Below are 23,539 nucleotides of genomic sequence, written 5' to 3'. Positions count from 1 at the left end.
CGGGCCGCCGCCGGGCGGCCTTGTAGGGTGAGGAAATGCCAGAGATCCTCGACCAGGCCCGGACCCGGGTGCTCGGGACCGGGGTCGGCCTCGACGCCGACGGGGTGCTCGCCGTGCTGCGGCTGCCCGACGAAGACCTGCCGGCCGCCCTGCAGCTCGCGCACGAGGTGCGGATGCGCTGGTGCGGGCCGGAGATCGAGGTGGAGGGCATCGTCTCGCTCAAGACCGGCGGCTGCCCGGAGGACTGCCACTTCTGCTCCCAGTCCGGTCTGTTCACCTCCCCCGTGCGGTCGGTCTGGCTGGACATCCCGTCGCTGGTCGAGGCGGCGAAGCAGACCGCGGCCACCGGGGCGACGGAGTTCTGCATCGTGGCCGCCGTCCGCGGTCCGGACGAGCGACTGATGAAGCAGATGCGCGACGGCGTGGCGGCGATCCGGGCCGAGGTCGACATCCAGGTGGCCGCGTCGCTCGGGATGCTCAGCCAGAAGCAGGTGGACGACCTGGTCGAGATGGGCGTACACCGCTACAACCACAACCTGGAGACCTGCCGCTCCTACTTCCCGAACGTGGTCACCACGCACACCTTCGAGGAGCGCTGGGAGACCCTGCGGATGGTCCGCGACTCCGGCATGGAGGTCTGCTGCGGCGGCATCCTCGGCCTCGGCGAGTCGGTCGAGCAGCGGGCCGAGTTCGCCGGGCAGCTCGCCGAGCTGGACCCGCACGAGGTGCCGCTGAACTTCCTCAACCCGCGCCCCGGCACGCCGCTCGGCGACCGGCCGGTCATCGACGCGAAGGACGCACTGCGGGCCATCGCCGCCTTCCGGCTCGCGATGCCGAAAACCATCCTGCGGTACGCGGGCGGCCGGGAGATCACCCTCGGTGACCTGGGCACCCGGGACGGCCTGCTCGGCGGGATCAACGCGGTGATCGTCGGGAACTACCTGACCACGCTCGGTCGACCGGCGACCGAGGATCTCGCGCTGCTGGCCGAGCTGAAGATGCCGGTCAAGGCCCTCTCGGCGACGATCTGAGCCACCATGACCGAGCTCGCGGCGGCGGACGGTGCGACCGGCCCCTGGTGCGATCGGTGCGGCGAGGCGGCCGGCACCGGTCGGCACGCCGGTTGCGTCGCGGCCCGTGCCCTGGAGCCGCCCCGGTTCTGCCCCCGGTGCCGGCGGCGGATGAAGGTGCAGGTGCTGCCGGCCGGCTGGTCGGCCGCCTGTGTCCGACACGGCGAGCTGACCGCCGGCGGTTGACGCCCGGGGACGGCAGGAGGCGCGCACCGACCATGATCGCGGACTTCTGGTTCGACCCGAGTTGCCCGTACACCTGGGTGACCTCCCGCTGGATGCGGCAGGTCGAGCGGGTCCGGCCGGTGACGGTGCGCTGGCACGTGATGAGCCTGTCGGTACTCAACGAGGGCCGCCCCGACGATCCGGAGGGCGACTCCGAGGGTTACCTGTGGGGTCCGGTCCGGGTCTTCGCCGCCGCCGAGGCGCGGTTCGGGCCGGCGGCGCTCGGTCGGCTCTACACCGCGTACGGCGAACGGGTGCTGGTGCCCGGCGACTGGACCGGCCTGCCGGCCGCGCTGGCCGACGCCGGATTACCGGCCCAACTGGCCGAGGCGGCCGGGTCGACCGACTACGACGACCGGGTACGCGCCTCGCACGAGCGCGGCATCGCACTGGTCGGCCGGCACGTCGGCACCCCGGTGATCGCGGCCTCGGTGGGCGGCCGGCGGGTGGCGTTCTTCGGCCCGGTGATCTCCCGCGTTCCCGCGGGTGAGCCGGCCGGGCGACTGTGGGACGGCGTGCTGCTGGTCGCCGCCGTGCCCGGGTTCCACGAGCTGAGGGGCCGACCGCACGAGGAACCCGATCTGGCCGGCTGACCTGCTGCGGCCCGGATGGTCGGACCGGTCCGCGACCCGGGTAGGTCAGTCCGCCCGCGCACCGGGGGCCAACGGGTGCCGGTGGCCGGTCGCGATGTCGTAGTAGATCATCCCGAGCAGGACCAGGTTCGCCACCGCGGCGGCCAGGACCGGCGGGAGCAGCACCGTCACCGGCGCCACCAGCACCAGGACGAGCACCGCCACCAGCATCGGGCGGGACGTTCTGCCGAACACCTCGTACTCGAACCGGGACCGGCCGATCAGGAACAGCACCGGGCCGGCGAAGATCACGGCGACCCAGCCGGCCCGGTTGTCGCCGACCGGCTGTCCGATCGTGATCTTCGCGGCGGCCGCCACCGCGACCACCCCGGCGACCATCAGCAGGTGCGTGTACGGCGCCAGCCGGGCGAACCGGGCCCGGTCGCCGGTCGACTCGATCGCGGCCGAGAGCAGTTCGCCGGCCTGGTGGACGTAGCTGCGCCACAGCAGCGCGGCGCTGCTGAAGGCGACCACGAAGGCCACGGCCTGCCAGGCCGTGAAGTCGCTCGAGCCGAAGGTGACGCCGGCGACCAGGATGATGTCGCCCAGGGCCAGGATGAAGAACTGCTGGTAGCGCTCGGCGAGGTGCTCGGCCGTCACCCGGTACTGCGAGGCGGGCACCGGCCCGGCCCGGGGCAGCGGGTAGCCGATCGCCGAGATGGCGTAGTCGAGGAGCAGGGCGGCGCCCCACCAGGCGAGCCGGCCGGTGCCGCCGACGAACCCTCCGATCAGCCACGGCACGGCCGAGATGGCGAACCAGGTGACGTACCGCACCGCGCGGTTGCGCTCCTGCCGGCCCCGCAGCGCGGGCACCAGGATGGCTCCCCGGCCGAGGTGGATGGCGACGTACGCGGCCGCGAACACCGCACCGCGCTCCCCGAACGCGGCCGGCACGGCGGCCGCCATCAGCAGGGTGCCGAACATGGTCCAGATGGTGAGTACCTGGATCAGGGGTCGCCGGGTGTCGTAGAAGTCGGTCACCAGCGCCGTGACGGACCAGACCCACCAGAACGCCATCAGCATCAGCAACGCCTGGGCGGCGCCGGCCACGCCGAAGTTGTCGACCAGGCTGTGGGAGACGAGGGCGAGCCCGACGATGAAGACGAGGTCGAAGAAGAGTTCCAGGAAGGTGGCCCGCCGAGGACTGCCCGGCTCGCGCAGCAACCTGAGCCGTGCGTTGATCGTCATCCGTCGCCCCGCCCGACTTCCCCCATTACAGATGATTCGTACCATGCGACGGGCGGGGCCGGGTCGGGAATCGGCCTCCCGGCTGCGGAGAAGCGGGGCCGGAGCCGTCGGCTCCGGCCCGCGAGTACCGGCCACGGTCTCACCGCAGAGTAGCCGCCGCCCCAACTGACGGTTATGTTGATAATACTTTCCGCCGCTATCGGATCGACGACAGCTGCCGCGATTACCCGACGTATTGTATTAGACCGGCCAGCCCCAACCACATTCACGGCAACGATACCGGAGTAGCCGGCAACATCCGACATAGCCGGATATTTCGTCGAGGGTGAATCCGACTTCACGCACCCAACTTCACCACCTCACGGACGCCGCTCCGGAGCCCGATGCCGGGCGGGCAGAATTGATGACATCCCGGCGCCGGGAATGTTCTTCACATTGAAATCCAGCTCCGCTAACATAGGTCTCGATCTGTCGGGCTGCAAGGGGGGAACGGGGGAACAGATCGCCGGCGCACCCGCGCGGCCACTACCCGGTGACATCACCCGCGGTAGTCATCTTCATGTGCGCACGGCGAGCAACGCGAGCCGGTTGCTTTCCTAAATCGTCAAACGCCCGAAATCTGCACGTAAACAGGAGGCGTTATGAAAGAGGTCGTCGAACACGTCATTCAAACTATGCGGCAGAACCTTGGCGAGCAACTCACCGTGGACGACATGGCTCGGGCCGCCATGTTCAGCAAGTTCCATTTCTCCCGCGTCTTCCACCGGGTCACCGGAGTGTCACCCGGACGATTCCTGTCGGCCATGCGGCTGAACGAGGCCAAGCGACTCCTCATGGAGACGCCGCTGACCGTCGCGGACATCAGCCACCGCGTGGGCTACACCAGCGTAGGCACCTTCACCAGCCGATTCACCGCGAGCGTGGGCATGTCACCCACCACCTTCCGCCGGCTGCGGGGCTTCAGCGCCCTGACCCAGGTGGAGAACGAATGGATGGCCGGCACCTGCACCGCCGGCATTCGATGCGACATTCGGGCCCCGCGCCACGAGGATCTCGGCCCGGTTTTCGTCGGCGTCTTCCCGGACCGCATCCCCGAAGGTCGGCCGATCAGTTGCAACATCCTCGACCGGGCCGGCTCCTGCGAGCTGGAGAACGTGCCAAATGGCATCTGGTACGTCCTGGCGGTCGCCTCACCCCGATCCGACGCACTCTCCTGCTGGCCGCCGATGAACGGTGCCGCACCATTGGTCGGAATGGGTGGTCCGGTTTCCATTGACCCGGTCACCAGCCTGACCCACGTCGACATCACACTGGTGGAGATGCAGACTATCGACCCGCCCATTCTGCTGGCCTTGATCGACATCCAGTCGGCGCTTGCCGCGGCGGCGAGCGGTCGAGTCGGATTGCTGGGCGGGGTCGGCCGATGAGGGTCGGCCCCGCCGTTATCGAGTTCCCGCCGCACCCGAAGGCGGGCAACCCGACCCGACATCGCGGGTGGAGCCGTCAATCGGCCGCCCGCACGGTCATCGGCAATCCGCCGCGAATCCGCAGCGACAGCATCGGCTCGGCGACCACCGGATAGCCCGGCACCTTGGCGAGTCGGAACTCCCGGGCCACCATGGCGAGCACGAAGACCGCCTCCATCATCCCCAGGTTGTTGCCCACGCAGAAGCGCGGGCCCGCCCCGAACGGGATGTAGGCGTACCGGGACCGCTCGGTCCGCCCGGTACCGAACCGCTCCGGGTCGAAGCGGTCCGGCTCCGGCCAGAACGCCGGATGCCGGTGCAGCGTATAGGCGCAGATCAACACGTCCGCCCCGGCCGGCACGTGGTAGCCACCCACCTCGTCGTCGGCGACGGCGCGCCGGGGCAGGATCCAGACCGGCGGGTAGAGCCGCATCACCTCCTCGACCACCGCCGCGGTGTAGGTGAGCCGGTGCAGGTCCTGGTACACCGGCAGCCGGTCCCCCAGCACCTCGATCGCCTCCGCACGCAGCCGCTCGAACACCTCCGGGTGCCGGTCGAGCAGGTAGAAGCTCCAGCCGAGGGTGCTCGCGGTCGTCTCGTGACCGGCCAGCAGCAACGTCACCAGCTCGTCGCGCATCCGGGCCTGGCGGACCTGCGGATCACTCTCCTGGCTGGTGGAGTTGATCAGCCTGGACAGCACGTCCTCGCCGTCGGTGCCGCGCGCCACCCGCTGTTCCACCAGCTGGTCGACGATGCGTTGCAGGTCCCGGCGGGCCCGCCGGAACCTGACCTGCCGCGGCAGCGGTACCCAGGTGGGCACCATGCTCAGCGACACCATCTCGAACATCGCCTGGTCCTGCACCGCCTCGAACGAACTGCCGATCGAGTCGAAACCGCTCAGGTCGGCGTCGAGCAGGGTCCGGCCGAGCACCCCGAGCGTCAGGCCGGTCATCTCGTGCACGACGTCGAAGGGCTCGCCGTCGAGCCGGGTCCGCAGCTGCCCGACCAGCCGGTCCGCCTCCTCGGCGATCACCCCGGCGGACCGGGCGATGCGCTCCCGCTGGAAGACCGGCTGGATCACCTTGCGCTGCTTGCGCCAGAGGGCGCCCTCGCTGGTCAACAGGCCGTCACCGAGCGCCCGGCGGGCGTGGATCAGACCGATCCCCTTGTGGTAGTTGGTGTGGTTGTCGGCGAGCACGTACTTCGCGGTCTCCGGGTGGTTGAAGAAGTAGAGCGACTTCGGCCCCATGGTCAACCGGACGGCGTCGCCGTATTCGGCCGCGACCGAGGTCATCAGGCCGAGCCGGTCGTTGTTCACCTCCCGCAGCTTGCCCAGCATCGCGTTGCCGCGCGGGCCCGGCGGCACCCGCCGGACGGCGGTCGGCGTGCCGCTCTTCTCCACGGTCATCGGGTCTCCTCGTTGAGCTGTCGGAAGCGGCCCTGGAAGAACAGCAGCGCGTCCTGCTCGGCGCAGCGGTCCAGGGACAACAGGTTGCCCAGGACGATCGTGTGGTCGCCGCCGTCGTAGCTGCGCCACAGGGCGCATTCGAACTGCGCGACCGCGCCGCCGATCAGCGGCGCCCCGGTGATCTCGCCGGGTCGCCAGTCGACCGGGTCGAACTCGGCGAGGCCCTGCGGCCGCCATCGGTCGGCGAAGTGCCGCGCCACATGCTGCTGATCGGCGCCCAGCACCGAGATGCCGAAGAGGCCCTCGTCGAGCAGCCGGTCGTGCATCGTGGCGTGGTGGTCGACGCAGACCAGCACCAGCGGCGGGTCGAGGGAGACCGAGGCGAAGGAGTTGGCGGTCATGCCGTGCGGGTTCGCCCCACCCACCGTGACCACGGTGATGCCGGTGGCGAACGTACCGAAGGCGCGGCGCAGTAGCTTGTGGTCGGACAGGTCGACCCCGCGGGCGGCGGGTCCGTCCGGTGCCCCGGCCGGGTTCAGGGTCGGCGCCGCGGTGACGGCGCTCGTACGGTTCTGGTCGACGCTCACGTGGACCTCCTGTGGCACCAAGGGTTGTCCGGGCGGGCGCGGGACCACCGGCGGTCGGTGGTCCCGCGCCCGTCGGGCGTGGGCACGTCCTATCGGTGGGCGACCGTGTACGGCTCGAGCGCCCGGATCAGTGCCTCCGGTACCCGGGTCGGCACGGTCCGGGTGTTCGGCCCGCGCATGCAGGCCACCCGCTGGCGACCCCGGGCGATCAGCAGCTCACTTCCGCCGGCGTCCAGCCGGAAGTAGTCGAAGCTGAATTCGACCTGGGTCTGGACCAGCTCGACCAGGCGCATCCTGATCGCCAGCTCGTCGAAGGCGGTGATCTCGGCGAAGAACTCGCAGTCGACCCGCAGGGTGAACAGCTTGAGGTCGTCCTGCAGGTCCGCCAGCACCTCCGGTGCGTGCGACTTCAGGAACATCTCCCGACACCGTCCCTGCCAGCGCAGGTAGTTGACGTAGTAGACGTTGCCGACGACGTTCGTCTCCTCGAAGCCGACGGTGTGCAGGTACTCGAAGTAGTCCGCCACCGTCAGCCCCGTCCCTGATCGGTCAGGAAGGCGAAGACGACCTGGTCCGGTCCGTCGCGCAGCGCCGTGACGAAGGTGGCGATCCGCAGCGTGCCGGAGGCGAGGACCGTCCAGCCGGCCCGGTCCGACGGCACCGCGGTCAACGGAGCGTTCACCGTCCGGCCGGCCTTCTGCAGGCACTCCATGGCCGACCAGACCTTGGTGGCCGCCGGGTCGAGCCCGGTGCCCTCGTCGGCCGCCAGCACCTCGGCCAGGGCCAGGTTCGTCCCGAGCAGCCCCGCCCAGTCGCCGGCCGAGCGGTCGACCACCGGCTCGACGTCGCAGCCCAGCACCCCGGTCGCCACCGCGGCCAGCGTCACCCCGGCCCCGTGCGCGGCCGAGACGGACCCCGCCCCGTCGAGTTCGGGCCGGCCGTCCGGCCGGTACCGCAGCCGCGCCGGCCCGCCGAGCACCCGGCCGACCGCCACCGCGGTCTCGGCCCGGCGTTCCCGCCCGTTCTCCGGCTCGACGGCCACCCCGATCCGGGCCCCGAGCAGATCCCCGAGGGTTCGTTCGAGGTAGGGCCCGAGCAGCGGCGCCACCCACGGCCCGGTCCCGTCGTTCTTGCGGACCGCCCGCAGCCGCAGGCCCTCCCAGCGTTCGACGGTCTGGCCCGCCATCGTGCGGACCGCGATGTCGTAGACGTAGGTGTCGCCGTCGCGGGACCGCTCGGTGGCGCAGTAGCGCAGCCGTTCGGCCGCCGCCAGCTTCTCCCCGCCCGGGTACACCCGCTCGATGCCCTGCGGCAGCAAGGTGGCGTCCGGCACGCAGACCTGGTTGCCGTGCATGAGCGCGTCGCGCATGCCCGGGTCGCCGAGCAGCAGGGTGCCCGGCAGGAACGAGCTGAACCAGTCGACCGCGTCGGTCGCCTCGACGTCGACGTCGACGTGCCGGGCGGCGGCCCGGTGGTAGCCGCGCAGCCGCTGGAACCGTCCGCCCTGGAAAAGCGTGTCGCCGTAGAGGTCGCGCATCGGTTCCAGCGGCACGACCGGCAGATCGCCGGTCACCTGGTCCGGCGGGCCGTCCGGCACCCCGCCGTCGGTGAACCGCAGCCGGGCCCGGAAGTGGTCGGTCGCGAACCCGGTCTCGGCGCTGCGGATGGCCACCTCGACGTACTCGCCGTCGGTCACGGTGGCCGCCACCCGGATCGTGGTGCTGCCCGCGGGCGGCACCACGATGGGCCGGGCGAACTCCGCCTCCTCGATGATCGGCACCTCGTCCCGGCCGGTGACGGCCGTCGCCACCTGGGCCATCGCCTCCATGCCGAAGACCGCCGGGAACAGCAGGTTCCCGTCGAGCAGGTGGTCGGCCAGGTAGAGGTCGGTGCCGGCGCTCAGCTCCACCTCGGTGACCAGCTCCACCCCGTGGTACCGGACCAGGGTCCGGTCGACGAAGCGCAGCAGCGGCAGCTCGGGCAGCGCGTACCGGACGGTGTCGATCCCCTCGGTGCGGCCGCTGATGACCGTCACGGTGGGGGCGTCCGGGTCGCTGACCAGCCTCCGCATGATCGCTACGCCCTGGTCCGGTGAGATCGGCGTCACGCCGTCGCGGGACAGCGACTCCACCACCGAGAGCCGCTCACCCATCCCGACCCCGGACCAGACCGACCATTCCATGCAGCGGGCCCGGCAGTCCGGGTGCCGCTCGGCGAACTCGGTGGTCAGGTCGGCGAGCCAGCCGTTCGCCGTGGAGTAGTGCGCCTCGCCGCGCAGCCCGGCCCGGCCGATGATGCTGCCGAAGGTGACAAGCAGCCGCAGCTCACCGGGCTCCACCGCGGCCAGGACCGCCTGCAGCCCGTCGATCTTCGGAGCGAAGGTACGACGGAACGCGTCCATGGTGAGGGTGCCGAGCGCGGCGGGTTCGTTGCGGCCGGCCCCGTGCAGTACGGCGGTGACCGGCCCGAGGGCCTGCCGGACGCCGGCGACCGCGTCGCGTACCTGTCCGGCGTCGGTGACGTCGGCCCGGGCGTAGTGCACGGTGAGCCCGCTGTCGGCCATCCGCCGCAGGTTCGCCGCCAGTTCGGCGTCGTCGGCCGGGTCGGAGCGGCCCAGGATCGCCAGTCGGGCACCGGTGTCGATGCCGACCGCCAGGGCGCACTCGGCGGTGATCCCCTTTCCGCCACCGGTCACCAGCAGCACGTCGGAGGCGTCCAACGGCTGCTCGACCCGGGCCTGCCGGGCCGGCATCGCACGCAGCGTCGGCACCCGGCGGACCCCGTCGGCGTCGTAGTGCGCCTCGCTGAAGCCGGCGGTGGCGGCCACCTCGGCCAGCACCCAGTCGACCGCCTCGGCGATCGGTGGCACGTGCACGATCGTGGTCCGCACCTGCGGCGCCTCCAGCCGCAGGGTCCTGGCCAGCCCGGCCGCGCCGCGGTCGTGTTGCACCAGCACGAACCGGCCGCCGGCCGGCCCGCCCAACGCCGTCCGGGCGCCCAGCAGGGCCAGTTCCAGGGCGGCCTCGTCGCAGTCGGGGGGCAGGCAGACCAGCACCCCGCCGCCGACCCCGCCGTGTTCCAGCGCCTGGCGCAGCGGCTCGGCGATCGGGTTGCGGCCGCCCTCGTACACCCGCCAGCTGCCGTTCGGCTCGGCCGCCGCCCGGGGCGGCCGGGGCAGCACGTCGAGGTCCAGGCTGAACGGCCGGGCCCACGGCGCGGCGCCGGTGACCACGGGTGCCGGACCGGTGTCGCCGCCGGCGGCCGTCTCGGACAGCTCGTCGAGCGCCTCGGCCAGTTCGCGGACCGTGGCGGTGGCGAAGTTCGTCGGTGTCTGCGCCGCCGACAGACCGAGTTCCCGGGCGACCTGGTTCATCACCTGACCGACCGTGATCGAGCTCAGGTGCAGGTCGTCGAGGAGCCGGCTGTCGTCGGCCACCATCTCGAGCGGCAGTTCGGCCCGCTCGGCGGCGAGCCGCCGCAGCAGGTCCAGGCTGGACTCGTCACCGGCCGGGGCGCCGACCGGCTCCGGTTCGCTCGGCGTCGTCGGCGCCGACGGGCGGCGCGCCGCGCCGCCGATGGACAGCGGCGGGGCCGCCTCGCACGGACTGGCGAAGAACTTGAACTCGGCGCCCACCCGCAGCGGCCGGGTCAGCCGGCCGTGGAAGAGGGCGTCGTGCACGACCGAGGCGCCGGTCACGTACGCCGCGCCCACCACCCGCAGCAGCCCGGCCATCGACTCGTCGTCGGTGTCCAGGGCCACCGCCGGCACCTCGGTGCTGGCGGTGGTCAGGCCGCTGAGCACCCGGCCCGGACCGACCTCGATGAACAGGTCGACGTCCTTGGCCGCCAGGCCGACGGCCTGGGTGAACAGCACCGGATCGGTGATCTGGCGGCGCAGCAGCGCCGGCAGATCGGTGTCGACGGCCAGCGCCTCGCCGGTCACGGTGGAGATGATCCGCCGGCCGACCGGGCCGAACCGCTCGCCGGTCAGCCGGTCACCGAAGGCGTCCGCCGCCGGTGCCACCAGCGGCGAGTGGAACGCGTGCGAGACCGACAACCGGGTCCAGGTCAGGCCGGCGTCGCCGGCCTTGCGTCCGAGCGCCGCGACCGCCTCGGCCGAGCCGGCGACCACGGTCTGCTCCGGGGAGTTGTAGCCGGCGATCACCACCGGCACGTCGCCGATCAGCTCCTGCACCACCTCCGGCGGAGCGCCGACGCTTGCCATCGTCCCCGACGAGCTGTGCTCGGTCATGGTCTGACCGCGGGTGGCGGCGATCCGCAGCAGGGTCTGCTCGTCGAGCGCGCCGGCCCAGTGCAGGGCGGCGATCTCCCCGAGGCTGTGTCCCACCGCGACGGTCGCCTCGATGCCCAGCGCGGTGAGGGCCCGCAGCCCGGCCATCGCGCCGGTGACGATCCGCGGCTGTGCCACCGCGGTAGCCACCATGTCGCCGGCGGTCGGCAACGCGGATCGCTGGTATACCTCCTCGACCTCGGCGAACCGTCGGCGCAGGGCGCCGCCGCTGGTGCCGCGGCCCGAACCCTGACCGGGGAAGAGGAACCCGATCCGGCCCGGCCCGCGGGCCTGGCCGAGGAAGGTCCGCCCGTCCGGGCTGATCAGCCGGGTCTCGCCGGCCCCGACGGCGTCCAGCAACCGACTCAGCCGGCGGACCGCGTCCTCCGGCGAGCTGGCCACGACGGCGGCCCGGTAGGGCAGGTCACGCAGTTCCCGCTGCAGGGTCGCGGCGAGGTCGGTGAGCTGGCCGTAGGCCACCATGGGGACGAACTCGACCAGCCGGGACAGCCGGGCGGCCAGCTCGTCGGGCGAGTTGGCGTCGACCAGCAGCAGCTCCGCGTCCTGTGCGGAGGCCGCGAGCGCCCGGGTGCGGGTGTCGAACGAACCGGTCCGCCGCGGGGTGCCGCCGGAGAGCACGACGTGGGTGTTGATGCCGCCGAAGCCCATCGCGGTGATCCCGGCGCGTACCTCGGCGTCCGGCCACGGCTCGGCCTTGCGCAGCACCCGCAGCGCCGAGTCGTCCCTGGTCAGCTCCTCGTGCGGGTCGACGCAGCCGATGGTCGGCGGGATGACCTGGTGGTGCACCGCCATCGCGGCCTTGATCAGGCCGGCCACCCCCGCCGCGGCCTTGGTGTGGCCGATCATGCCCTTGATCGAGCTGATCGCCGCGGGTGGGGCGGCCGGGTCGGCCGCCCGCCGGGCCAGCGACAGCGCGCGCAGCTCGGTGGTGTCGCCGACCTGGGTGCCGGTGCCGTGCCCCTCGAACATGGGCACGCTCTCGACGCCGAAGCCGGCCCGGTCGTACGCCCGCCGCAGGGCGAGCTGGTAGCCGCTCACCTCGGGTCGGGTGATGCCGCCCTTGCCGTCCGACGAGATGCCCCAGCCGGCGATGGTGGCGTAGATCCGGTGACCGGCGGCCCGGGCCTCGTCGTCGCGCATCAGCACGACCATCCCGCAGCCCTCACCGGGCCAGAATCCGTTGGAGTCCTTGTCGTAGACCCGCATCTCGCGCTTGGCCAACGCGCCGGTCTTGGCGAATCCCACGATCTCGAACGGGTCGATCGACAGGTCGACGCCGCCGGAGACCGCGACGTCCACCTCGCCGTCGACGAGTGCCTTGCAGGCCGTGGCGACCGACAGCAGCGACGAGGAGCAGGCCCCGTCCACGGTGTAGCCGCCGCCCTTGAGGTCGAAGTGGTTGCAGATCCGGCCGGCGATGGTGTTGGAGAGCGCCCCGGCGAGGGTGTCCTCGTCGATGTCCGGGAACGGGCTCTTGTAGCTGGACTCGAAGTCGTCGAGGAAGACGGCGAGCTGGTCGTCGTCCCAGTTCTGCTCCTTGAGCGCCGCGGCGACCATCCGGCGCACGTACGGCCACCGCAGGCGCATCTGGTTGGCCCGGGAGAACTCGCCGGTGAGGCTGTTGCCGACCACCACCCCGGTGCGCTCCCGGGGCAGTCCCTCGGCCATCGGGAAGCCGGCGTCGGCCAGCGCCAGCGCGGCGGTGTCCAGGGCCAGCCAGTGGGTCAGGTCGGTGGAGCGGTAGGTGCTGCCGGCCACCTTGTAGGCGATCCGGTCGAACTCGTACCCCTCGATGACGGCCGCGTTGCGGGCGTAGAAGCGGTCCGGGGTCGCCGGATCCTCCGCCCAGTAGTCGGCCAGCCGCATCCGCACGTCGGGCAGTCGCCGGAAGGCGCGCCGACCGGACAGGGCGTTCTCCCACAGTTCCCGGGGCGAGGTGGCGTCCGGGTAACGGCAGGCCATGCCGACGATGGCGATCCCGCTCATGCCGGGACCACCTCCTTTCCGACAGGTTGGTTGTGGCCGTTGGGCGAGATGACCGGCTGGCTGACGCCGTCGGGTATCCGCTGCTCGGCCTCGCGCTGCTCGCGCGCCTTGTTGGCGATGTGCAGCGACCAGAGGAAGCCGCCCCGGATCGCGCAGACGATCGCGGTGGCGAAGAAGAGCCCGTAGACGATGCTCGCGCCGGTGAGGACCCCGTAGACCAGGGCCACGCCGCCACCGAAGGCGACCTGCGAGAGCGGCCGGGACGGGCTGGTCCCGGGGTCGGTGATCATGTAGTTGGTGAAGAGCACGAACGCCACCCCGGTCATGGTGCTCAGCGCCGCCGGGATGGAGGTTTCGAGGAACAGCCCGCGGACGATCGACTGGAGCGCGAAGACGCTCAGCCAGCCGGCGATCAGCCACATCCGGCCGGTGAGCTTGGCGTTCAGCATCGTGCCGAAGGTGATGATGACGGCCGGGACGATCCAGTCGATGATCCCGGAAACGTTCTCGGTGAAGTGGTACGGCGGCGCGACGCTCGCCCATGGGAAGAGCACCAGCACGATCATGATGCCGAAGTTGGAGGGGTTCATGAAGTGCCGCAGTCGGCCGCGCACCGGCGCCCGGAACAGCCACTTGCCGCTGATCGCGACCACCACCCCGAACATCATCACCAGGGCCTGGTCGTTGACGTAGAGCAGCAGGTTCACCGCGAGGCTGGTGATGTGTGCCGGGTAGAGGAACTCCACCACGCCGCGTACGCCGCCGCCGAGGAAGCGGGGGGCCCGCCCCTCGCCCCGGGCACCGACGATCTCCAGCACGATCTCCGTGGTGTAACCGGTGGCCAGCGCGATGAGCGGCCAGGTCCACGCCTGCTCGAACCCGAGCCAGGTGTAGCCGAGGATGTTGAAGACCGTCATCGAGATGGCGAAGTTGCGGAGTGCCTTGATCACCTTCGGGTCGCGCGGCGCCTGGTTCGAACCCTTGGTCGCCGTTGTTGTCTTCGTGTCAGCCACGTCCGTCATCCCTCCGTCACCTGGGAGCCGAGCCGCAGCGAGTGCCAGCCCGGGGTCAGTTGCAGATCCTGTTCGCGGGCCTGACCGGTCCGGTCGCGCCACTCGATGTGCACGTCCAGCGGTCCGGAAACCCCGGCTCCGAGCCCGATGTGCACCTCGGAGCTGCGCTTGCCGGCGTGTCCGCTGCCGCCGTCCACCTGGCCGATGAGCGTGCGCCCGTCGGCGGTCTTGACCGTCACCTGCGCGCCCACCACGGGCGAGCCGGCGGCCGGTAGGGTGCCGGCGGCCGGCACCGAGCCGGCGACGGCGGGCGCCGTCTCGTGGGTCATCCGCAGCCCCAGGAACGAGCCCTGGGACGGACTGTCGTTGTGGTAGAAGACCGGGGCCTCCCACTGCCGGGCGACCGCGAAGTCCAGCCGGCCGTCGCCGTCGGCGTCGCCGGTGGCGATCCCCCGGGTCGGCACCGGCACCGCCAGCCCGAGCGGGCCGGCCAGGTCGACGTAGCGCCCGTCGTCACCCTTGACGAAGAAGGCCAGCGTCTGGTCGCCGGCGACGTCGTCGCCCTCGCGTACGTGCGGCCACCAGAACGGGTTGGCGACCAGCCCGTCGTTCGCCGTGGCCAGCTCCTGGAGCTGGGCCCAGCGGTTGACCTTGCCCTTGACGAAGCCGGTGGTCTGGGCCACCGTCAGGTCGCCGCCGTTGTTGAAGTCGGCCATCTTCACGTCCCAGCCCCAGCCCGACCAGGCCAGCCCGAGGTCGGCGCTGTCGTCCTGGTACGGCGCCTCCCCGTCGCGCAGCCGCTGCCGCAGGTCGGCCCGGTCCTTCGCGGTGCTCACGTAGGCGAAGTGGCTCTCCTCGATGCCGAACGAGGTGGTGATGTTGCTGATGTACATGTCGTACAGGCCGTCCCGGTTGAGGTCGCCGAAGTCGACCGACATGCCCTTGAAGGAGTCGGCGCCGACCCGCTTGGACTTCGGCACCAGCGGCTTGCGGACGCCCTCCACCAGCGAAAACTCGATCTTGCCGGGGGTGGAGCGGTTGTAGAGCAGCCGGTCCGGGCCGAAGTCGTGCGCCAGGTAGAGCTCGGGCAGCCGGTCCCCGTCGAGGTCGACGGCGCCCGCGCCGAGCACCCAGCCCTTGGAGATCTCGGTGGAGAGCACGCCCTCGGCGAGCTGGTAGGTCGCCGTCGGCGCGGGGCCGGTGGTGGCGCCGGTCCACCGGAAGATGTAGTCCTCGCCGCCGTTGATGCCGTGCGACATCGAGTCGTTCATCTCGACGCCCTTGTCGGCGGTGTCGTCGAGCACCGGGCCGTGCGGGAAGTAGTTGCCGATGTAGATGTCGTCGTGCCCGTCACCGTCGAAGTCGGCGTAGGCGACCGCGGTGGACTGCCACTGCGGCCCGGTGTAGCTGCCCCCCGAGCTGGCGTTGGCGAGCAGCTCCATCGGTGCGTAGCTCGCGGCGGTCAGCGCGGTGGCGTCCGGCCGGGCCAGGTAGAGGATCGGGGACCGGCCCATGAAGTAGACCATCAGGTCCATCCGGCCGTCCTCGTTGAAGTCGCCGGGCAGACAGCCGGTCGGCGCCATGGTGCGGTCGATCGGCAACGTACCCGGATCGAGCGCGAACGCGGCGTACCGCGGTTGGCCCGGCATCGGTGCCGGGGTGACCACCGCCTTGTCGATCCGGGGATCGGTGAGGCAGAGGTCGTTGGCGAGGCCGTCGCCGTCGAGGTCGTTCATCGCGATCGACGCGCCGACCGACGAGATCCAGCTCTCGATGTTCTTGTAGTCCTTGTTGACGGCGCGCACGGTCTTCTGCGGGAAGCCGCCGGGTAGCGAGATGGACAGCGGGGTGAAGTTGTACCGGTCCGCGAGGTCGTCGATCTCCTCGGCACTGGCCGAGGGCAGCCTGGCCGCCAGGAACAGTCCCGCGACGAGGACGAGGGCGAGAACCCCCGCCATCTGCCGCCTCAGCCACCTCAGGGTCGAGGACACCATTAGCACCTCCCAAGTGATACGAACTCGTCGGCGATCCGCTGCCGCCACACCTCGTAGGCGGGCAGGTGCCCGCGGACCGGGCCGGTCGGCCGGGTCCGGTCGGTCACCGCCGCCGCTTCCGCGGGCGTCATGCCGCAGAACACCTCCGTCGCGACGGAGGTGTGTGGAACCTCCAAGCCGGCCAGCAGCCGGGTCTTGGCCGCGAAGGCGCACGCCTGTGCCACCACCGGGCGGTGGTCGCCCGCGCGTTTGCCGAACATCCGCAGTTCGTCGGCGTCCACGCCACCGGCGTAGGTCGCCGCGAGGCCCGCCCCGCTGTACAGGTCGGACTGCCGGGACTCCGGAAACTTGTCGATCATCGTGGCGACCCGGTCCGGGTCGGTGCCGCCGACGAACCACATCGCCCGACCGATGCCCTGGTCGATGGCGCGGTTGGCGTACCACCGGGGGCCGTCCGCCGGCCAGGGGAACCGGGGGTCCTGGTACTGCTCGGTCACGTACCGGGCGGTGTGGAAGTACGCCTGGTGGAACCCGAATCCGTCCAGCACCAGCCAGCGCAGCAGCGGATCGGTTCCGGTGATCTTCGACCAGCGGAACCTGGGCAGTCGGGCCATCGCCCAGCCGATGCCGATCTGGGCCATGTAGATGTGTGCGCCCGCCCGCCCGGCGACGAACCGGCTGACGTTGCGGCCGCGGCCGAAGCCCAGCGAGTCGAGGATCGCGAAGCTCATGGTCGCACCCTCGTAGGCGAAGCCGCGAAACTGTGCCGGAATTGTCTCCAGGCGCAATTCGGCCTCGGCGGGCGAGCGTGCTTCCGCAGCGTACGCATAACCTGTCAGGAAGGTACGACCCACCGTTTCCAGGAGGTCCCGGCTCGCCGCATCCTTCACGTGGAAACCCCGACGTTCAACCTGTGTCTCGGACAGATTCGGGGTCAAGATTCTGCGCCTCAGGGTTCTCAGCGCACCGGCCATCGCACTCCCCCAGCTGAATAGACTGGCTGACTGAACTCGCGAGGCCGCCAATTCCCGCGAGCAGGTGAATCCGCGTGTCATCGCGGAACACCGCTTGATCCCCGTCGCGCTCCTCCCAGATCGGTCAGGGCGCCCCCGCACAACGATCGTCGCAGGGAAGCCAGTAGCGCGTCTTCTTCGATGTTGCTCACCTGGAAAGAGTCGACTGGCCGACACTCACTGACAGTAATTCTGGAATCTTTCAATGATCATCATTGGTCGATTCCTGGGGCTGTTCACAAACCGGCAACAACGGTGCCTGGGGAATGCCGGTCAAGCACCCAGATCGACGGCTGTGCGGAAGTGCTGCTGCACCCGTCGGCGCCAGATCTCGTACCCGGGTTCGGTGGTGGAACCGGGGTGGCCGTCAGCGGAGGTGTCGGCGAGCATGGTGGCGGCGTCGACGGAGAGTCCGGCCAACCGGCCGACCGCGAGCTCGGTGTGCCCCGGGGTGTGGCCGGCCAGCGTCCGCGCCTTGGCGGCGAAGACCGCACCCTGGGCGAGAGCCGCCAACGCGTCCGCCTCGACCGCCTCCCGGCGCAGCTGGTCGAAGCCGGCGGCGTCGGTGCCGCCGGCGAAGGTCGCCGCCAGCCCGACCCCGCTCCACAGGTCCGCCCGGCGGTGGGACGCGAACCGTCGAACCGCGGCCGCGGCCGGCTCCGGCCGGGCACCGTGGATGAACCACAACGCCCGGCCGATGCCCTGGTCGATGGCGCGCAGGTAGTAGTCCGGGGAGCCGTCCCAGGGATACGCGGCCGGCACCCGCTGCTCGTCGACCCAGCGCCGGGTGTCGAAGTAGGCCCGGTCGAACCCGTAGCCGTCCACGGCCAGCCAGCTCAGCGTCGGGTAGTACGGCGCCCCGGTCAGGTCCGGCACCACCTTGGACCACAGCGGTCTGGGCAGCCGGGACATCGCGAACCCGATGCCGATGAAGGTGAGGAAGATGTGCGGGCGTCCCGGTCCGAGCAGCAGCGCCCGGGTCCGGTCGCGGCCGCCGCCCGGGAGGGCGTCGAGGATCGTGAACGCCATCGTGGCGCCCTCGTACGCGAACCCGCGCAGCGCCGGCTCCACCAGGTCGAGCCGGCGCTCGATCTCCCACTGGTCCCGCACGTCGATCGCCCACTCGAAGCCGATGATCACGGCCTGGGGAATCGCCTCCAGCTGTTCGATGGCCGGTGACGGCTGCACCGGAAAGCCTCGCCCGGCGAACGTCACCTCGGTCAGGGACGGCGTGAATATCCGCCTGCGCAGTGCGCCAATTGTGCTCGGCATCATACCTCCGGACGTGCGTCGACGCAGGGCTCGCACCGGCCGTTCACCGGCGTCGGTCCCATCGTTCTACGGAAACCGCGACGACACTTCTTCCAGAATGCGCAGTCGCGCCGGCGGATGTCGGAACACGCTTACGCCGGCCCGCGTGGGAGGCGGACCGGCGTAAGCGCGGGGGCACGGTAAGGACTATGGTGCCGTCAGCGCCGGGCGTCGACGGGATCCGCGATCCGTACCTCCTCGGGAACATCCGCGGTGGGGGCGGGATGATACGTCTCGTCGCCTTCCTTCAGACCGAATCTGTCGTGCACCCACCGCAATGGGCGGGGGGCCCACCAGTTCGCGTTGCCGGCGAGCCGCATGAATGCCGGCACGAGAATGGTCCGGACCACGATGGCGTCCATCAGGATCGCCAGCGCCAGGCCGATGCCGAACATCTTGATGTGGGTCACGTTCGAGGTGCCCATCACGATGAAGACGATCGCGGTGATGAATGCCGCCGCGGTGACCAGGCCGCCCGTGCGTTCGATCCCGAACACCACCGCCCGTTTGTTGTCCCTGGTCCGGTTGTACTCCTCCTTGATGCGGGACAGCAGGAACACCTCGTAGTCCATCGAGACGCCGAAGGCGACGCAGAAGAGCAGGACCAGCAGCTGCACCGAGATCCAGCCGGTGGTCTGGAAGTCGAGCACGCCGGAGAGGTTGCCGTCCTGGAAGATCCAGACCAGCACACCGAAGGTGGCGGAGAGGCTGAGCATGTTCATGACCAGCGCCTTGATCGGCACCAGGATGCTGCCGGAGAGCAGGAACAGCAGCACGAAGGTGCTGACCGCGATCCAGCCGATCGCCCACGGGAACTTCGCGGTCATCTCCTCCTGCGTGTCGACCAACTCGGCCGACGCGCCGCCGACCAGCGCCGCCACGGGCGGGTCCAGCGCCCGGATGTCGCGGACCAGCGTCTTGCCCGCCTCGGAGATCTCCTCCTCCTCGGTGGAGACGGAGAGGAAGGTGGCGTCGGTGCTGGCGTACCGGTCCAGCATCGGGTTCGGCGGCACCAGCTGGTTGCCGTCGGCGTAGACGCCCGCCGAGCTGATCACCCGGCCGACGTTGTCCAGAGTGGAGATCTGCTGCGCGTAGCTGCCGATCGCCGCCTGCTGGCCGGCCGGGTCGATGTCGTCGAGGAAGATGTCGACCGTCGAGGTCGGCCGGGTCTCGAAGTTCTCCCGCAGCTCGCGCTGGGCCTGGTGCGCCTCGAAGCTGGCCGGCAGCGACCGGTCGTCGGGGATGCCGAACTTGATGCCCAGGAACGGGGTGGCCAGCAGGAGCAGCAGCGAGGTGGCGCCGAGCGCGAAGAGCACCGGCCGCTTGATGACCGTCTCGGCGAGCCGCCGCCAACCGGGGCTGCCGGTCTCCGGCCCGTACGGGCGGGGCTTGCGGCCCGCCATCTTCGCGAAGATCACCGTGAAGTTCCAGGCGTCCAGGTGCCGGCCGAGGGCGACGAGCGCCGCGGAGAGCGGAATGATCGCCGAGAGCGCCGCCAGGATGACCACGGAGATGCCGGCGTACGCGAAGGATCGCAGGAAGTACATCGGGAAGAGCAGCATCGCCGACATCGAGACGACCACGGTCAGGGCCGAGAAGGCGACGGTACGGCCGGCCGTGTTCAGGGTGATGCGGATGGCGGTGGGCACGTCCGCCCCCCGGCGCATCTCCTCCCGATGTCGTCGGACGATGAACAACGCGTAGTCCACCGCCAGACCGAGGCCGAGACCGGTGGCGAGGTTGAGGGCGAAGATCGAGACGTTCGTGAACTCCGAGATCCCGCGCAGCGAGGCGTAGGTGCCGATGATGCCGACGATGCCGACGATCAGCGGCAGGAAGGACGCGATGAAGCCCCGGAAGACGATCATCAGGACGAACGCGATGATCGGGATGCCGATGAACTCGGCCCGTTCGATGTCCTTCTTCGCGGTCGTCTCCAGTTGGGAGTTGACCGCTGCCGGGCCGCCGATCGTCACGCTCACCGGACCGTGCTCGCCCCGGTACTCGGGCCCGAGGGTGAGCATCCGGGTCTCGGTGGTCCGTTCGTCGCCGGCGATCCGGCCGACGATCAGGCCGGTCGTGCCGTCGCGGCTGCGCAGGTCGGCGAGGTTGGTCTGCCAGTACGAGGTGACGCCCTCGACGTCCGGCTCGGCGGCCAGCCGCTCGGCCAGCCGGACTCCCTCGGCGGCGGCCGCCGGGTCGTCGACCCCGTTCGGGGTCCGGACCAGCAGCACCACGTTGGGGCGGCTGGTCGGGAACTCGGCGTTCAGGGCGTCGCGGGCGAGCATCGACTCGGCGTTCGGACCGGTGTAGCCGCCGGTCTTGAGTTGGCTCGCGACGGTGCCGCCGTACACGATGCCGAAGCCGATCACCGCCAACGAGATCAGCAGGATCAACCGTGGCCACCGGGTGATCAGGCGCGCCAGGAGGTCGAACATCAATGCTCCCTTGGTAGCTGCAATGTGGACAACAGCCCCGACGGACCGGCTCGACCCGTGGGTCGCCCGACCGTCGATTCCTGACGATCAGCCGGACTCGGCCGGACTGACGCAGTGCCAACTGCCGACCCGCCGGGCGGCGGCGAAGCTGGCCCAGGCGACGGCCTCGACCAGCACCCGGTCGTCGGCCTCGCCGCGCCGGAACTCCTCGACCACGTCCTCGTCGACCTGGTACGACGCCAGCGCGGTCAGCAGGGCCAGTCGGCCGGCCGCGCGGTCCGGCTCGGGCAGGTCGGCGATCAGGTCCTCGCACCAGGCCCGGCTCAACCCGGTCTCCTCGCCGCGCCAGTGGGCCAGTCGGCGGTTGACCAGGTCGCGTACCTCGGGCGAGAGGGCCCGCTCACCGGCGGCCTCGAAAGCCGCGGCGGAGCGGGCCACCGCCTCGGCCACGTGCGGGCTGCCGGCGGCCCAGCCGAGGTCGGCCGGCAGCGGCGCGGGCGGCAGCAACTCCACCGAGCGGCCGGGCTCGCCCGGGTTGCGCAGCATCGGCGCCAGCACCCGGCTGATGCCCTGCTTCATCCGTCGTCGGGCGGTGCCGCGCAGGCGTGGCGGCACCAGGAAGCTGGAGAGGAAGACGTTCACCATCCGGTTCAGGTAGTGGAAGCTCACCACCGTCCCGATCAGCTCCGGCCGCGCCGCCTCGGCGAACGGGGCGAGCCGGGCGGCCGGCGCGTCCGGTTGGTGCGCCACCCGTCCCCAGGCCGCCAGGTCGCGGTTGCGCGGATCGGCCATCTCCTCGACCCGGTCCGCCACGATCGCCTCCGCGTCGTGTTCGGTCGACAGGTCGTACATCCCCATGCTGTGCATGTCGACGCAGTAGGGGCAGATGTTGGCGACCGAGACCACGGCGGCCACGGTCTCCTTGGCGAGCCGGTCGGCGTGCCCGGCCGCCATCAACGGCTCCCGCATCAGCATCCAGTACGCGGCGAGCGACTCCGGCGACGGTGAGTGCAGCAGGATCGGCGGCACCACGATGCGCATCTCCTCCGCCGCCTGGCCGTAGACCGCGCCGACCAGACCATCGGCCTGATGCGCCGGGACCGGCTTGACGTACTTGACCTGACGTTGTGTCGCGGAGGACACGACTCGCTTGACAAGCATCCAAGCCTCCCGCAGTCAGTTGCATGGAGCTACCTACTACCCGGAACCCTAGACGAGTTAGTGGCGTCAAGCAACCGATTCTGCGTTACGCTTGTTGACATGTTGCGGCGCTCGTACGACGACCAGGAATGTTCGGTGGCCAGGACCCTCGAGATCGTCGGCGAGCGCTGGACTCTGCTGATCATCCGCGACGCGCTCTTCGGCCTGCGCCGCTTCGACGAGTTCGCCGAGAGCCTCGGGGTGGCCCGCAACGTGCTCTCCACCCGACTGCAACGACTTGTCGAACACGACCTGCTCACCCGGGTGCGCTACCAGGAACGCCCCGAGCGGTTCGAATACCACCTCACCGCGCGCGGCCACGAGCTGGCCACCACCGTGGTGGCCCTGATGCGCTGGGGCGACCGGCACCTCGGCCGGCCAGGCGGTTCGGCCCGGCTGGTCGAGCATCACACGTGCGGCACCGAATTGGAGGCCCGGCTCGCCTGCCCGCACTGCGACCGGGTGGTCGGCATCGACGAGGTGTCGACCCGCCGGGGACGGGCCGGCGCCGAGGTCTCCTGACCGGCCGCCGTTGATCCGACGGCATCACCGGGGTAGGTTGCTTCAAGCAACCCACACTGACCCGCCCCGGGGAGTTGGCCATGCAGACGTCCCACCCGGACCGTGACGGCAACCCGCTGCGCCTGCTCCTGGTGCACGCCCACCCCGACGACGAGACCACCACCACCGGCGCCACCATCGCGCGGTACGCGGCCGAGGGCGTCGGCGTCACGCTCGTCACCTGCACCCGCGGCGAACGTGGCGAGATCCTCGACCCCACGGTGGACACCAGCGGCGCCGCCGACCCGGCGGACGCGCTCGGCCAACACCGGCTCGGCGAGCTGGCGGCCGCCGCCGCCGCGCTCGGGGTCACCGACGTCCGGCTGCTCGGCGGCGCCGGCACCTGGTGGGACTCCGGCATGGCCGGCACCGACACCACCACCGACCCACGGGCGTTCAGCGCCGGCGACCACGACCTGCAGACCAGCCAACTGGTCGCGATCCTCCGCCAGGTCCGGCCACAGGTCGTGATCAGCTACGACGAACGGGGCGGGTACGGCCACCCGGACCACATCCGGGCCCACGACATCGCGGCCTCCGCCGTCGTCGCGGCGGCCGATCCCACCGCCGCGCCGACGGCCGGCCCACCCTGGGTGACCAGCAAGCTGTACGCCGCCGTCGTCCCGGTCAGCCTGCTGGCCCAGGCGATGACCACCCTCGCCGGGGCGCGGCTCGACGGCCCCAACCCGTTCGCCGAGGTCGCCGCCGCCATCGGCGGACCGCCGAACGCCACCGAAGGTCCACCCGGTGGTGCCGACAGCCCTCTCGCCCAACTCCCGTTCGGGGTGCCCGACGCCGCCGTCACCACCCGGATCGACGCCCGCGACTGGCTGCCGGCCAAGGCCGCCGCGATGCGCGCCCACCGGTCCCAGATGCACGCCAACGGCTGGTTCTTCGCCCTGGCCGAGGATCCCGGCCGCGGCTTCGGGGTGGAGCACTACCAGCTGCTGCGCGGGCGCGCCGAGCCACCGGCTCCGGGCGAACCCGAGACCGATCTCTTCGCCGGCCTCCGGCCGGCACCCGATTCGTCGACAGACAGCAATCTCGAAGTAGCCGTCGACGCCCCGGGTAGCTGAGGATCGAAACATCCGGCGCACGCCGGCCCGGCGGGCGTGAGTCATCCGAACTTCGACAG

17 protein-coding genes are annotated in these 23,539 nt (G+C 71.0%); 6 read left to right on the top strand and 11 right to left on the bottom strand.

Translation table 11 applies throughout. The features are described from left to right. Positions 1 to 35 precede the first annotated feature (35 nt). From bioB to O7627_RS11470, 3 genes are read left to right on the top strand one after another with little or no spacing between them, the layout of a single operon-like run. Positions 36 to 1,031: a biotin synthase BioB gene (bioB, locus tag O7627_RS11480; protein WP_278093484.1), complete on the top strand. Its 996-nt coding sequence runs from the start codon at positions 36 to 38 to the stop codon at positions 1,029 to 1,031. A 6-nt stretch (positions 1,032 to 1,037) separates the two neighbouring features. Further along, the gene (locus O7627_RS11475) at positions 1,038 to 1,256 is read left to right on the top strand and encodes a hypothetical protein (protein WP_278093483.1); all 219 of its coding nucleotides are present in this window, start codon (positions 1,038 to 1,040) and stop codon (positions 1,254 to 1,256) included. A gap of 32 nt (positions 1,257 to 1,288) precedes the next feature. Next, positions 1,289 to 1,888 carry a disulfide bond formation protein DsbA gene (locus tag O7627_RS11470; protein ID WP_278093482.1) on the top strand — a complete coding sequence of 200 codons (600 nt, stop codon included), beginning with the start codon at positions 1,289 to 1,291 and terminating at the stop codon, positions 1,886 to 1,888. Positions 1,889 to 1,933: 45 nt separating this feature from the next. On the opposite strand, the gene O7627_RS11465 is transcribed toward O7627_RS11470, so the two are convergent. After that, the gene (locus tag O7627_RS11465; protein ID WP_278093481.1) at positions 1,934 to 3,115 is read right to left on the bottom strand and encodes a low temperature requirement protein A; all 1,182 of its coding nucleotides are present in this window, start codon (positions 3,113 to 3,115) and stop codon (positions 1,934 to 1,936) included. A gap of 641 nt (positions 3,116 to 3,756) precedes the next feature. Between O7627_RS11465 and O7627_RS11460 the strand changes: the two genes are divergently transcribed. Next, positions 3,757 to 4,542, top strand: coding sequence for an AraC family transcriptional regulator (locus O7627_RS11460; protein ID WP_278093480.1), 786 nt, complete (start codon positions 3,757 to 3,759; stop codon positions 4,540 to 4,542). Positions 4,543 to 4,618: 76 nt separating this feature from the next. Here O7627_RS11460 and O7627_RS11455 read toward each other — a convergent pair whose 3' ends face one another. From O7627_RS11455 to O7627_RS11410, 10 genes are all read right to left on the bottom strand, one after another. Further along, positions 4,619 to 5,989 (bottom strand): cytochrome P450, encoded by a 1,371-nt coding sequence (locus O7627_RS11455; protein WP_278093479.1) that lies wholly within the window; start codon positions 5,987 to 5,989, stop codon positions 4,619 to 4,621. After that, entirely contained in the window at positions 5,986 to 6,480 is a 495-nt protein-coding gene (locus O7627_RS11450; RefSeq protein ID WP_278098250.1) for a flavin reductase family protein, read from the bottom strand. The genes O7627_RS11455 and O7627_RS11450 overlap by 4 nt, the downstream gene beginning before the upstream one ends. A gap of 185 nt (positions 6,481 to 6,665) precedes the next feature. Further along, complete coding sequence (locus O7627_RS11445; protein ID WP_278093478.1) at positions 6,666 to 7,103, bottom strand: acyl-CoA thioesterase; 438 nt, start codon at positions 7,101 to 7,103, stop codon at positions 6,666 to 6,668. Positions 7,104 to 7,105: 2 nt separating this feature from the next. Further along, positions 7,106 to 12,874, bottom strand: coding sequence for a type I polyketide synthase (locus O7627_RS11440; protein WP_278093477.1), 5,769 nt, complete (start codon positions 12,872 to 12,874; stop codon positions 7,106 to 7,108). Further along, positions 12,871 to 13,896, bottom strand: coding sequence for an enediyne biosynthesis protein (locus tag O7627_RS11435; RefSeq protein WP_278093476.1), 1,026 nt, complete (start codon positions 13,894 to 13,896; stop codon positions 12,871 to 12,873). The genes O7627_RS11440 and O7627_RS11435 overlap by 4 nt, the downstream gene beginning before the upstream one ends. After that, positions 13,893 to 15,878, bottom strand: coding sequence for a CRTAC1 family protein (locus O7627_RS11430; RefSeq protein WP_278093475.1), 1,986 nt, complete (start codon positions 15,876 to 15,878; stop codon positions 13,893 to 13,895). The genes O7627_RS11435 and O7627_RS11430 overlap by 4 nt, the downstream gene beginning before the upstream one ends. Positions 15,879 to 15,880: 2 nt before the next feature. Continuing rightward, a complete protein-coding gene (locus O7627_RS11425; RefSeq protein WP_278098249.1) occupies positions 15,881 to 16,855 on the bottom strand; it encodes a DUF1702 family protein in 975 nt (324 codons plus the stop codon). Positions 16,856 to 17,167: 312 nt separating this feature from the next. Continuing rightward, positions 17,168 to 18,166 (bottom strand): DUF1702 family protein, encoded by a 999-nt coding sequence (locus tag O7627_RS11420; RefSeq protein WP_278093474.1) that lies wholly within the window; start codon positions 18,164 to 18,166, stop codon positions 17,168 to 17,170. A gap of 197 nt (positions 18,167 to 18,363) precedes the next feature. Continuing rightward, on the bottom strand, positions 18,364 to 20,643 hold the full coding sequence (locus O7627_RS11415; protein ID WP_278093473.1) for an MMPL family transporter: 2,280 nt from the start codon (positions 20,641 to 20,643) through the stop codon (positions 18,364 to 18,366). A gap of 87 nt (positions 20,644 to 20,730) precedes the next feature. After that, a complete protein-coding gene (locus O7627_RS11410) occupies positions 20,731 to 21,786 on the bottom strand; it encodes a carboxymuconolactone decarboxylase family protein (RefSeq protein WP_278093472.1) in 1,056 nt (351 codons plus the stop codon). 117 nt (positions 21,787 to 21,903) lie between these two features. Between O7627_RS11410 and O7627_RS11405 the strand changes: the two genes are divergently transcribed. Continuing rightward, entirely contained in the window at positions 21,904 to 22,365 is a 462-nt protein-coding gene (locus O7627_RS11405) for a helix-turn-helix domain-containing protein (RefSeq protein ID WP_278093471.1), read from the top strand. An 80-nt stretch (positions 22,366 to 22,445) separates the two neighbouring features. Beyond that, complete coding sequence (gene mshB, locus O7627_RS11400; protein ID WP_278093470.1) at positions 22,446 to 23,480, top strand: N-acetyl-1-D-myo-inositol-2-amino-2-deoxy-alpha-D-glucopyranoside deacetylase; 1,035 nt, start codon at positions 22,446 to 22,448, stop codon at positions 23,478 to 23,480. The last annotated feature ends 59 nt before the right edge of the window (positions 23,481 to 23,539 follow it).

The sequence above is a fragment of the Solwaraspora sp. WMMD1047 genome, from assembly GCF_029626155.1.
Classification (GTDB): domain Bacteria; phylum Actinomycetota; class Actinomycetes; order Mycobacteriales; family Micromonosporaceae; genus WMMD1047.
Note: the sequence above shows the minus strand (reverse complement) of the source record. Positions and strands in the feature narration are given on the sequence as shown.

What these genes read in the sequence shown, in the direction of transcription:
- O7627_RS11455 (WP_278093479.1), bottom strand. Translation starts at nt 5,989, where the DNA reads ATGACCGTGGAGAAGAGCGGCACGCCGACCGCCGTCCGGCGGGTGCCG.
- O7627_RS11475 (WP_278093483.1), top strand. Translation starts at nt 1,038, where the DNA reads ATGACCGAGCTCGCGGCGGCGGACGGTGCGACCGGCCCCTGGTGCGAT.
- O7627_RS11405 (WP_278093471.1), top strand. Translation starts at nt 21,904, where the DNA reads ATGTTGCGGCGCTCGTACGACGACCAGGAATGTTCGGTGGCCAGGACC.
- mshB (WP_278093470.1), top strand. Translation starts at nt 22,446, where the DNA reads ATGCAGACGTCCCACCCGGACCGTGACGGCAACCCGCTGCGCCTGCTC.
- O7627_RS11435 (WP_278093476.1), bottom strand. Translation starts at nt 13,896, where the DNA reads ATGACGGACGTGGCTGACACGAAGACAACAACGGCGACCAAGGGTTCG.
- O7627_RS11465 (WP_278093481.1), bottom strand. Translation starts at nt 3,115, where the DNA reads ATGACGATCAACGCACGGCTCAGGTTGCTGCGCGAGCCGGGCAGTCCT.
- O7627_RS11460 (WP_278093480.1), top strand. Translation starts at nt 3,757, where the DNA reads ATGAAAGAGGTCGTCGAACACGTCATTCAAACTATGCGGCAGAACCTT.
- O7627_RS11470 (WP_278093482.1), top strand. Translation starts at nt 1,289, where the DNA reads ATGATCGCGGACTTCTGGTTCGACCCGAGTTGCCCGTACACCTGGGTG.
- O7627_RS11415 (WP_278093473.1), bottom strand. Translation starts at nt 20,643, where the DNA reads ATGTTCGACCTCCTGGCGCGCCTGATCACCCGGTGGCCACGGTTGATC.
- O7627_RS11420 (WP_278093474.1), bottom strand. Translation starts at nt 18,166, where the DNA reads ATGCCGAGCACAATTGGCGCACTGCGCAGGCGGATATTCACGCCGTCC.
- O7627_RS11425 (WP_278098249.1), bottom strand. Translation starts at nt 16,855, where the DNA reads ATGGCCGGTGCGCTGAGAACCCTGAGGCGCAGAATCTTGACCCCGAAT.
- bioB (WP_278093484.1), top strand. Translation starts at nt 36, where the DNA reads ATGCCAGAGATCCTCGACCAGGCCCGGACCCGGGTGCTCGGGACCGGG.
- O7627_RS11440 (WP_278093477.1), bottom strand. Translation starts at nt 12,874, where the DNA reads ATGAGCGGGATCGCCATCGTCGGCATGGCCTGCCGTTACCCGGACGCC.